Annotated in this window: 13 protein-coding genes; 5 read left to right on the top strand and 8 right to left on the bottom strand. The window is 72.2% G+C overall.

Translation table 11 applies throughout. From position 1 onward, the window contains the following. Window positions 1-167 precede the first annotated feature (167 nt). Window positions 168-368 (top strand): hypothetical protein, encoded by a 201-nt coding sequence (locus tag ACZ6NC_RS40100; RefSeq protein WP_465738833.1) that lies wholly within the window; start codon window positions 168-170, stop codon window positions 366-368. A gap of 181 nt (window positions 369-549) precedes the next feature. Here ACZ6NC_RS40100 and ACZ6NC_RS40095 read toward each other — a convergent pair whose 3' ends face one another. From ACZ6NC_RS40095 to ACZ6NC_RS40080, 4 genes are all read right to left on the bottom strand, one after another. Next, on the bottom strand, window positions 550-948 hold the full coding sequence (locus tag ACZ6NC_RS40095) for a DUF2267 domain-containing protein (RefSeq protein ID WP_465738832.1): 399 nt from the start codon (window positions 946-948) through the stop codon (window positions 550-552). A 55-nt stretch (window positions 949-1003) separates the two neighbouring features. Further along, window positions 1004-1408 carry a DUF2267 domain-containing protein gene (locus ACZ6NC_RS40090; protein WP_465738831.1) on the bottom strand — a complete coding sequence of 135 codons (405 nt, stop codon included), beginning with the start codon at window positions 1406-1408 and terminating at the stop codon, window positions 1004-1006. A 51-nt stretch (window positions 1409-1459) separates the two neighbouring features. Further along, window positions 1460-1753, bottom strand: coding sequence for an STAS domain-containing protein (locus ACZ6NC_RS40085; protein WP_465738830.1), 294 nt, complete (start codon window positions 1751-1753; stop codon window positions 1460-1462). Window positions 1754-1877: 124 nt separating this feature from the next. Further along, window positions 1878-2312, bottom strand: coding sequence for an Hsp20/alpha crystallin family protein (locus ACZ6NC_RS40080; protein WP_465738829.1), 435 nt, complete (start codon window positions 2310-2312; stop codon window positions 1878-1880). Window positions 2313-2426: 114 nt separating this feature from the next. Here ACZ6NC_RS40080 and ACZ6NC_RS40075 point away from each other — a divergent pair, with 114 nt between their 5' ends. Next, window positions 2427-3125 (top strand): type III effector protein, encoded by a 699-nt coding sequence (locus tag ACZ6NC_RS40075; protein ID WP_465738828.1) that lies wholly within the window; start codon window positions 2427-2429, stop codon window positions 3123-3125. Beyond that, a complete protein-coding gene (locus tag ACZ6NC_RS40070; RefSeq protein WP_465738827.1) occupies window positions 3100-3462 on the top strand; it encodes a hypothetical protein in 363 nt (120 codons plus the stop codon). Before ACZ6NC_RS40075 ends, ACZ6NC_RS40070 begins: the two co-directional genes overlap by 26 nt. 1026 nt (window positions 3463-4488) lie before the next feature. On the opposite strand, the gene ACZ6NC_RS40065 is transcribed toward ACZ6NC_RS40070, so the two are convergent. From ACZ6NC_RS40065 to ACZ6NC_RS40055, 3 genes are read right to left on the bottom strand one after another with little or no spacing between them, the layout of a single operon-like run. Continuing rightward, window positions 4489-5280, bottom strand: coding sequence for an alpha/beta fold hydrolase (locus ACZ6NC_RS40065; protein ID WP_465738826.1), 792 nt, complete (start codon window positions 5278-5280; stop codon window positions 4489-4491). 24 nt (window positions 5281-5304) lie between these two features. Then, a complete protein-coding gene (locus ACZ6NC_RS40060; RefSeq protein WP_465738825.1) occupies window positions 5305-5517 on the bottom strand; it encodes a DUF4287 domain-containing protein in 213 nt (70 codons plus the stop codon). Between the two features lie 30 nt (window positions 5518-5547). Next, on the bottom strand, window positions 5548-6108 hold the full coding sequence (locus ACZ6NC_RS40055) for a dihydrofolate reductase family protein (RefSeq protein ID WP_465738824.1): 561 nt from the start codon (window positions 6106-6108) through the stop codon (window positions 5548-5550). A gap of 202 nt (window positions 6109-6310) precedes the next feature. Here ACZ6NC_RS40055 and ACZ6NC_RS40050 point away from each other — a divergent pair, with 202 nt between their 5' ends. Continuing rightward, window positions 6311-6580, top strand: a complete 270-nt coding sequence (locus ACZ6NC_RS40050; RefSeq protein ID WP_465738823.1) for a hypothetical protein — start codon at window positions 6311-6313, stop codon at window positions 6578-6580. Here the strand turns inward: ACZ6NC_RS40050 and ACZ6NC_RS40045 are convergent. Further along, the gene (locus tag ACZ6NC_RS40045; protein WP_465738822.1) at window positions 6548-7534 is read right to left on the bottom strand and encodes a sigma-70 family RNA polymerase sigma factor; all 987 of its coding nucleotides are present in this window, start codon (window positions 7532-7534) and stop codon (window positions 6548-6550) included. The genes ACZ6NC_RS40050 and ACZ6NC_RS40045 overlap by 33 nt on opposite strands. Before the next feature lie 517 nt (window positions 7535-8051). On the opposite strand from ACZ6NC_RS40045, the gene ACZ6NC_RS40040 reads away from it, so the two are divergent. After that, a complete protein-coding gene (locus ACZ6NC_RS40040) occupies window positions 8052-8936 on the top strand; it encodes a replication-relaxation family protein (protein ID WP_465738821.1) in 885 nt (294 codons plus the stop codon). Window positions 8937-9375 lie beyond the last annotated feature (439 nt).

The following is a 9375-nucleotide window of genomic DNA, read 5'->3' as shown; positions in this document are numbered from 1 at the left end:
TTCCCCGATGCCCCAAGCGGTGGCCGCCCGCCCCCCCCCCCCCCTCCTCCGCCCCCCCCCCCCGCCCCCCCCCCCCCCCTCCCCCCCCCCCCCCCCCCCCCCCCCCCCCCCCCCCGCTCCCGAAGAAACGAGCGGCACCGCGCAGGGAGGCGGCAGTCGAACACCTCGTGCCCGCAACGCCGGAGACGGCCCGGGACGGACAGGCGGACCTGATCGAGGCGATCATCGAGGCCGTGCGGGACGGCGACGACCGCACCGTCCGCCGGCTGCTGGCCCGCTTCGCCGAACTGGCCACCATCACCGATCTGTACGCCCTGCGCGACGGCCTCGACACCGCCCGCCCGTCCGGCGACCACGGGCAGAGCTGACCCTTGCCGACCAGGATCGCGGACCTGCCCGGTCAGGCGTTCAGGTCGGTCCTGCGCCTGGCGTCGTGGCCGCTGCGCATGCGCGCTCGCCTCGGCGGCAGGCCGGGGCAACGGGGCGGATGCCCGCCCAAGTGGGTGAACTCCCGCACGGTGCCGGTGACGGCCCGCACCCGGTCCCGGGTCACGCCGCGGTGATGAGGTCGGCGCGGCCGAACAGGAGGGCGTAGCCGCGGGGCAGGTCGGCGAGGATCCGGTCGGTGAGCCGGTCACCGGCCAGGTCGGCGAGGGCGGCCAGGACGGAGGAGGTGTCCCAGCGGGCGCCGGTGAGGCTGGTGTTCAGGGCGCGGGCGACGGCTTCGACGAAGGCCGGGGCGGCGACCGGCTCGGGCAGCGGGATCTGCGAGGCGAAGACGGCGCGGGCCCGCTCCGGCAGGGCCGCGGCGAGGTCGCAGCGTTCCTCACCGGTGAGCTGGCTGCCGAGGACGGCCAGAACAGCGTGCAGGACACGTTCGGCCTCCTCGTCGGTGGTGTAGCGGCCGAGGGTGCGGACCTGCTGGAGAAGGAGGCGGTACCGGGTCATGGCGGTGGCCTTCCGGGGCGGGGCCGGCCGGGCGGTTGCGGCGGCGCGGACAAGTTCAGGGGCGGTGGCCGGGCTGGGGTCGGCCGAACAGGAGGTCGTAGCCGGGCGGCAGCTGGAGCAGGACACGCTCGGTGAGGTCGTCGCCGGCCGCGTCGGCCACCGTGGACAGGACGGCGCCGATGTCCCACAGGGCCGTGGCTTCGGTGGCGCCCTCGATCCAGGCCGCGGTGGCGCGCACGAAGCGCTCGGGGCTGAGGGGTTCGGCGGCCTGCAAGGGGTTGAGCAGGATCAGGGCCATGGTCTCCGGCAGGCGGGCGGCCAGTTCGGCGCGCACGCCGCCGACCAGGTGGGCACCCAACAGGGCCAGGACGACCCGGGCGGCCCGCGCGGCCTCCTGCGGAGTGTCGTACTCACCGCGTTCCCGGACCTCCTCCAGGAACGCCTCCCATCGAAGAGTCATCGCAGTTCTCCCTCCGTCCCGGCCTGCCCGGTACGCCGCCCAGGCGACGGGTCAGGGCCCGACGGCCAGGCGCCGGTGCAGACCGGTGAGCTTGAGCAGCCGCACCACGCAGCGCCCGGCCCCGCGCAGAACCAGACGCCTGCCGCTGCGGTCGGCCTGGTTGCGGGCCCGGACCAGGGCGCCCAGACCCGCGCAGTCCATGAACGTCACTTCCGACAAATCCAGCACCACCTCCCGATGCGACGCGAGCGCGGCAGACAGGGCACCGCGCAGCGAGGGCGCGGTGTGAAGGTCGATCTCGCCGCGCGCCCGCACCACGAAGGGTTCGTTGCCCTGGCCGTTCATGGCGTTGCCCCGTGTCCGCGGTCGGAGCGGCCCGGGGAGGGCGGCCGGCGGGTGGGGGTGTTCCGGCCGCCCCTTCGAGGGGGAGAGATCAGGGGCGGCGCGGAACGGTTCATGGGGAGAGGGGTCAGGCCTGGATCTGCTTGCGGTCGCCACTGTGGCTGATCGCGACCTTGCGGGGCTTGGCCTTCTCGGCGACCGGGATCTTCAGGGTCAGCACGCCGGCGTCGTAGTCGGCGGTGATCCCGGCAGGGTCGAGGGTGTCGGACAGCATGACCTGGCGGGAGAACACGCCGAGCGGGCGCTCGGACAGCTCCCACTTCACGCCCTCGCCTTCCTGGCGCGGGCGGCGCTCGGCCTTGACAGTCACCATGTTCCGCTCGACGTCGATGTCGATCGCCTCCGGGTCCACCCCCGGCAGGTCGAAGCAGATCACGTACTCGTCACCGGCGCGGTAGGCGTCCAGCGGCATCGGCGTCGGACGCGACCAGGTACCGGTCGTGTTGAGGAACTGCTGGGTCAGCCGGTCCAGCTCGCGGAACGGGTCAGTGCGCAGCAGCATCGCGAAACACCTCCAGGTGGTTGGGCTATGGGAGCCAGTGCGCTTCACCTGAATCCGTTCTAACATGTCATCCATCCGATGACAAACCCATTAGTCGCCAAAGGAGTGACACCTGTGGGAAAGCGGCCCGACCCGCCCGCCACCGGCAGCGGCCCGCCGACGGGGCCGGCGTCCTTCGTCGCCGCAGCCGCCGCGCTCGCCGCCATCGACGACGCCGTCCGCACCGCCCAGAACGCCGGCTCCGGCGCACCGCCCGGTGTCGGTGCGCCGGACGAGGGACCGGAGCCGGCGCTGGCCGCGCTGGTTCTGCTGCGCGAGCTGCGCACCGAGCTCGCGGGCTGGGAAGCGGGCCTGGTCGATGCCGCCCGCGCCGGCGGTGCCACCTGGGCGAACCTCGCCCAGCCCATGGGCGTCGCGAGCCGCCAGGCCGCCGAGAACCGCTACCTGCGCCTGACGCCCACCAGCGGAACCACCCGCCGGACCGCCGGGACCGGCGCGGAGCGGGTCAAAGCGGCGCGCGACCGGCGGGCCGCCGAGCGCGCGGTCACCGCCTGGGCCCGGAACAACGCCGCCGACCTGCGCGTGCTGGCCGCCCAGGTCACCGCCACGCCCGGCCTGGCCCCCCGGGCCCGGCCCGCGCTGACCGCGCTCACCACCGCCCTCGGCGCCCCCGACCCGGCCGACCTGATAGCGCCCCTCGCCGCCATGCGACCCCACCTCGGCGCCGCCCATCCGGACCTCGCCGCCCGCCTCGACGACCTCACCGACCGCACCGAACGCCTCCGCCATGACAGCGACCAACGACGCACCTGACCCCCACACCACGGCCGAGGAGCGCTGGCAGCACATCGAAGACCGGCTCGCCACCATCGAACGCCGCATCCGCGAACACAGCAGCGCCGCCATCGCCACCATCGACACCTGCCTCGCCAGACTCGACGCCCTCCGCCACGACCTCGCCCACAGGCCCTGGCCCCCACAGGCCTTCCCCACACCCGCGGACCCTCCGGCCATCCCACCGCCACCGGGGCAAGCCCCGGCCGAGAGCCCACCCGAAACGGCCGACCACCGGCACACGCCAGCCGTCCCGGACCTTCCGCGGCACGGCTCGGCCAGCCGACACGACACCGCCGTCCGAACCTCGGCGTGACGAGACGGGAGCCACCCGCCCAGCCGGCGGGACGGCGGCGGGGCGCTGGCGGGGCGCTGGCGGCGGATCAGACAGAGGCGGCCGTCGTGGAGGAGGACCGCGGCCACCCGCACCCGGGCCGACCCTGTGCCCGCCGTCGCGGCCTGGTGGCCACCGCCGGGTCCAGGCCGGGCAAGCGGGCTCGTGCCAGGTCGTTCGGACGACGACCCCCGGGGTGAGGTGCTCGCTCGACCAGGTCCGGCAGCACCCGCCACCAAACCGGACGGGGGCCGGCGGGCCCGGCCGGGCGCTGCACCGGGCGTTCGTCGAGGTCGACCGCGGCACCATGGCCAGCGAGAAGCTCGCCGCCAAGCTGATCGGCTACGCCCGCTTCCGCGACCACCACCCCCGCCCATCCGCGGCGCACCACCGGCGCGCAGAGCGTCCTGCCGGCCTGGCAGCAGCACTACATCGTCTTCCCGCGACTGCTGTTCGTCCTGGCCGACACCGGCGAGCGGGCCGCCCGGCAGCGCATCCGCGACCTCCAGGCCATCTCCGACGGCCACCCGCTCGTCGCCCGGATGCTGATGACCGTGCAGGTCGGCGCTGCCCGCCTGGCCGACCTGGAGCAGCACGGCACCAGCGCGGCGGTGTGGCACACCCTCACCGACCACACGCGGCCGCTGTGCGGGGCCTGGCAGCTGGAGGGCGCAGCGGTTGGTCCGGGGCCGGGCGGGACGGCATCAAGGTGCCCGGTCCTGGCCATCAAGGTGTCCGGGAGTCACCAATGGCTTTGTTCATGAGTTTCGGTTCTGGCACAGGTTGTGTGGAGCCGCTTCGCAGTTCCGCAAGGCCACGGCAGGGTAGGGCCGTTGACCTGCCGCTTCGCTGAGCGCAGCGCCTTGGTTCCCGGCCGCCGGCCCGGTCCACCACACAACCTGTGCCAGAACCTGAGTTTCGACAGCAGCTGATCACGACTTCGGGAGGCACTTCGATGCCTCCCTGTTCGATGTTCACGAAAATCGACAGCGCGTCCTGGGCAGACGATCAGGAGGCGAAGAACTTCAGCAGGGCCGGGGCGAGGACGTCAGCCGCGACCTCATGAGTCTGCTCCGGCAGGCTCCGGTGCTCGGCGTGGGGAACCGCGGCGGCCACCGCGCGGGCCGGGGCACGCAGCAGTTCGGGGCTCGCGCCGCCGTCGAGGACGAGGACGGGCACGGTGATCTGGGCCAGCGCGTCGGACGGGACGCTCGCGCCGGCCCCGGCGCCGAGGACAGCGGCGTCATAGGCCAGGGTGGGCGCCACTGCCTCGAAAGCGGGCCACACGGGCGAGCTGCGCAGTTGCTCGACCATCGGCTCCGGCGCGCCGGCGAAGGTCATGAACCTGGTGATCGCTTCGCCGCGCCGCTCCTGCGCGAGGTCTGCGGCCAGGCCCGCCGCGTAGTCGGCGAAGCGTGCGCGTTGCCCGTCCTCGGTGCTGAACGGCGGCTCGTAGGCTGCGACATGGCTGATGCCGATGCCGTGGGCGGCGGCGCGCAGGGCGAGAGCCGCGCCGGAGGAGATGCCGACCACCGCCGCCCGCCCGCCGGTGGCGGCGATCACGGCGGCCAGGTCCTCGACCTCCCGTTCGACGGCGTAGGGTGCGGTGTCGCCGCTGCCGCCGCGGCCGCGCCGGTCGTAGGTGTAGACGGTGTGGTGCGCGGCAAGCTGCTCGGCGACCGCCTGGGAGGGCCCGAAGGCCCGGTGGCACAGGGCGCCGTCCACGAAGACGACGGCCGGTCCGTTTCCGGTGACGGTGTGGGCGATGGTGGTGCCGTCGGCGGAGACGATGCTGGTCATGGGGAAGAGTCCTTCTAGGGTGGGTCAGCGGGTGGTGGTCTGGGCGAGGGTGTGCGCGACCAGAGCGTTGGCGTGGCCGTGGCCCAGGCCGTGCTCGGTCTTCAGCCAGGCGACCAGCTCCATGTGCCTGGTCAGCGGCGAGGAGCGGATCAGGTCCTGCCAGTGGCTGATCGGTCGGCCGTACTTCTGCTCGATCGAGGGGAAGTAGCTGGCAGGGCCCTTGGCCTGGGTGGTCAACGGGGTCTCCTGGTCGGTTTAAGGGTTGGATCAGTTGCCAGCAGGGCCGTAGACGGTGTGCAGCACACCGGTGGTGAAGGCGGTGGTGCTCAGGAGCTTCAGCGGGATCGGGTCGCCGGTCTCGTCGAACAGGCGCAGGCCCTTGCCGATGGCGATCGGGTGGACGAACAGGTGCAGTTCGTCGATCAGCGCGGCGGCCAGCAGCGCGCGGACGACCGAGATCGAGCCCGAGATACCGATCGGGCCGCCGCTGTCCTGCTTCAGGGCGGCGACGGCCTCGACCAGGTCGCCCTTGAGCTGCTCGGAGTTGCGCCAGGTGAACTCCAGCTCCGAGTTGGAAACGACGATCTTGCGGGCGTCGCCGAGCACCTTGGCCATCTCGGCGTCCTCGCCGCCGGCGGCCTCCCGGGCCGGCCAGGCACCCGCAAAGGTGTCGTAGGTGACGCGGCCGAACAGCACGGTGTCGGCCGCACCGAGCTGCGCGGTCACGGCCGCTCCCATCTCTTCGTTGAAGTAGGGGAAGTGCCACTGTTCCGGGCTCTCCACGACGCCGTCGGCGGCGATGAACAGACCGGCGGTGATCTTCCTCATGGGGTGCTCCCTTGCTGTCGGGTGTCGGTTGCTCTCACCCGGTCAGACGGGGCGCCGTACGCGGACTCATCGGTCGCGGCGAAAATCTTTCAAGATCTTTTCCGGCGGTCGGTGCCGCCGATGAATCGCGCACCCTCGGGCAGTCCCAGTAGGTGTGAAGATTCTGCTGTTCCCTGTGCCCCCGGCCGTCCCGGGCGAAGGTATGGCCCTGCCAATCCGCCTGGCCGGGCTGCTCGCCGAGCGATCCGATGTCCGGCTCGTGGTCTGCGAGGTTGCCTTCCTGACGACACCCGGTCCCGCCGACCTCGACCGGCTGGCCCGCCTGAGCATGGTCGCCCGCCGGGCCGGCGCTGACCTCCTCCTACGCGGAGCCGGTCAGCACCTGAGGCTGCTGCTGACGCTGACCGGCCTGGCCGAGGTGCTGCGGTGCGAGGACCCGTCAGACGCCGGTGGCGGGCAGCCGCATCGGTAGGCCCCACAGCGGGAACAGCCGCTCGGTGTCCATGTGGTTCGTCATGGTCTTGATCCGCCCGTCAGTGATCTCCAGCACCGTGATACCCCACGGCGTCCAGCCGTTCTTGTCCTCCGCCGGCCGGTACTGCGCGAAGGCCGGCGAACCGTTCGCCTCCACCGCCAGCAGCCGCGACCCGCGGCAGCCGCAGCCCGCACCGAGCCACCACTCGCCCAGCTCCGCCACGCCGCGCACCCACATCTGGTAGGGCGGCATGTTGAGCACGGCGTCCTCGTGCAGGAGCTTCTTCAACCCCTCGACGTCGAATGCCTCGAACGCCTGGACATACCGTGCCAGCAGCGCCCGCTGAGTCTCGTCCAGGGGCTTGTACGTGTCGCTGGTCGGGATTCCGCCACCATCGGCCAGCGTGGCGCGCGCCCGCTGCAGCGCGCTGTTCACCGAGGCGACCGACGTCTCCAGCAGCTCGGCGGTCTCCGCCGCCGACCACGCCAGCACCTCCCGCAGCACCAGGACAGCCCGCTGCCGCGCGGGAAGCGCCTGCAGCGCCGTGACGAACGCCAGCCGGATCGTCTCCCGGCCCACCGCCACCTCGGCCGGATCGCCGCTCAGCACCCGCTGATCGGGGACCGGCCCCACCCAGATGTGCTCCTCCAGCTGCGTAAGGTCCGGCGCGCACGCCGCCACCGGCGAGGTCAGGTCCATCGGCCGGGCCCGCCGCTGCGCGGCCGGCGCCATGTCCAGGCACACGTTGGTCGCGATCCGGTACAACCACGTCCGCAACGCCGAACGCCCCTCGAACCCGCCGTACTTGGACCAGGCCCGGACCAGCGTCTCCTGCACCGCGTCCTCGGCCTCAAACGCGGAGCCGAGCATCCGGTAGCAGTACGCCGTCAGCTCCCTCCGGAACGGTTCGAGCTGCTCGACGACGTCATCACGATCCTTGGTCACTGACACGGCCCCACCCTAGCCGCCGGACCCGACCAAGATCATCACTCATGCCCCAGGAGCCACTCACCGGCCTGCCAGGTGCTGTCCATGCCTATGAAGATTTCGATTCGGCGCGGACAGCGAGCGACTCCCGAACTTATGGATAAGTGCCGTCCGTCTTCGGGTTCTGGCACAGGTTGTGTGGTGGACCGGGCCGGCGGCCGGGAACCAAGGCGCTGCGCTCAGCGAAGCGGCAGGTCAACGGCCCTACCCTGCCGTGGCCTTGCGGAACTGCGAAGCGGCTCCACACAACCTGTGCCAGAACCCGTCTTCATGAACAGAGTCACACCAAGGTTCCCGGGACGGAGCATGCATCCACCAGCGTTGGCGGTCGACCGCGGCACCAACGTTGGTGGAGGCCGTTACGTGATCGTTGTGGCGCAGGGGGCTGTTCACCAAGGGATACGCCAAGGTGTGCGGGGTTCAGTTCGGCGACCGCGCGGGGCATCGGGCTCCGCGTCGAGCCGAGAGGGGTACCCCTGCGATGACGACGTCGAGGAAGCGGGCGAGGACCGGGGCGGAGCCGGACAGCGAGACGCGGGAGGTGGAGATCACCTGGGCGGTGGTGGCGTCGCTGTTCCAGTTCCGGATCGCCACCGCCGAGCAGCTGCGCCGGCTGCACGCCCCGGACAGCAGCATCGAGAAGATGCGGGCCCGGCTGCGCAGGCTGCGCGAGCAGGGTCTGGCCGAGGAGCTGGTGCTGCCGCAGTCCGGGCGGGCGAAGGGCTGGTTCCTGACCGAGCACGGCGCGAGGATCGCCGGTGTGTTCCCCGAGCTGGCGGACATCCCCGCGCCCAAACTGCCCGGCGACAAGGAGGCCTTCAAGTTCACCCTGTACCACCAGCTCGCCGTCGTACGCACGCACCTGGTCTTCCTCGCCGACGCCCGCAAGCGGCGGCGACGCCTACGGGCCGTTCGACCTGATCCCGGAGATCACCCACCGCTTCGCCGAAGGCAAGGAGGGCACCGTACGCTCCGACGGACTGCTCCACTACGGGCGCACCGCCGGCGAGCGCCGCTCGACCCACCAGGCGTTCGTCGAGGTCGACCGCGCCACCATGGGCGGACCCCGGCTCGCCGCCAAACCGAACGCCTACGCCCGCTACTGGGCAACCGCCCCACTGCCGCCCGGCGTCCGACACAACACCACGGAAGCCCAGGGCGGCGGCGATCCACTCTGGGGACGCCGCTACCCCAGGTTCCCGACACTGCTGTTCGTCCTCACCGGCACCGGCCAGGCCGGCTTCGCCAACCGCGCCGACGACCTCGAGCGCACCGCCCGCACCCCGCACGTCGCCAAGATGCTGCGCACCGTCCCGGCCAGCGCCGCCAAGCTGGAAGACCTGGAGACCGAAGGCCCCAGCTCTGACCTCTGGTGGCCGATCGCCGACCTCGAAGCTGGACCCGCTCCCTGGTGGGAGCTGACCGGCACCCGGCCCTGCCCCACGCCCGACCCATACCTTGATGCCCGTCCCGCCTGGGGCGGGCATCAAGGTATCCGACCCGCCCTCACCAATGCTTTGACCTACGGTTTTTACCTGGCCTCCAAGGTTTTCGGAGCCGGCGGCGGGGCGGTCTCCAAGGAATCCGGGACGCTCTCCAAGGTGACCATCAAGGGATCCCGCCGAGGCCCGGGACGGGCATCAAGGTGGCCGGACGCTCGCCGGAGTAACCATCAAGGTGACCCTCACCTGTGGCCCAGGTGGCAACAGCGAAGGGGGGGGCCCTGCCGGGCACCCCCTCCCCCCCTCTTCTTTCCTCCCCGGCGCAACCCAACCCCCCCCCCCCAGCCACGACCCGCCCCCGCT

Source organism: Kitasatospora sp. NPDC041988 (assembly GCF_055588525.1).
Note: the sequence above shows the minus strand (reverse complement) of the source record. Positions and strands in the feature narration are given on the sequence as shown.

What these genes read in the sequence shown, in the direction of transcription:
- ACZ6NC_RS40095 (WP_465738832.1), bottom strand. Translation starts at nt 948, where the DNA reads ATGACCCGGTACCGCCTCCTTCTCCAGCAGGTCCGCACCCTCGGCCGC.
- ACZ6NC_RS40090 (WP_465738831.1), bottom strand. Translation starts at nt 1,408, where the DNA reads ATGACTCTTCGATGGGAGGCGTTCCTGGAGGAGGTCCGGGAACGCGGT.
- ACZ6NC_RS40085 (WP_465738830.1), bottom strand. Translation starts at nt 1,753, where the DNA reads ATGAACGGCCAGGGCAACGAACCCTTCGTGGTGCGGGCGCGCGGCGAG.
- ACZ6NC_RS40080 (WP_465738829.1), bottom strand. Translation starts at nt 2,312, where the DNA reads ATGCTGCTGCGCACTGACCCGTTCCGCGAGCTGGACCGGCTGACCCAG.
- ACZ6NC_RS40070 (WP_465738827.1), top strand. Translation starts at nt 3,100, where the DNA reads ATGACAGCGACCAACGACGCACCTGACCCCCACACCACGGCCGAGGAG.
- ACZ6NC_RS40065 (WP_465738826.1), bottom strand. Translation starts at nt 5,280, where the DNA reads ATGACCAGCATCGTCTCCGCCGACGGCACCACCATCGCCCACACCGTC.
- ACZ6NC_RS40055 (WP_465738824.1), bottom strand. Translation starts at nt 6,108, where the DNA reads ATGAGGAAGATCACCGCCGGTCTGTTCATCGCCGCCGACGGCGTCGTG.
- ACZ6NC_RS40050 (WP_465738823.1), top strand. Translation starts at nt 6,311, where the DNA reads ATGGCCCTGCCAATCCGCCTGGCCGGGCTGCTCGCCGAGCGATCCGAT.
- ACZ6NC_RS40040 (WP_465738821.1), top strand. Translation starts at nt 8,052, where the DNA reads ATGACGACGTCGAGGAAGCGGGCGAGGACCGGGGCGGAGCCGGACAGC.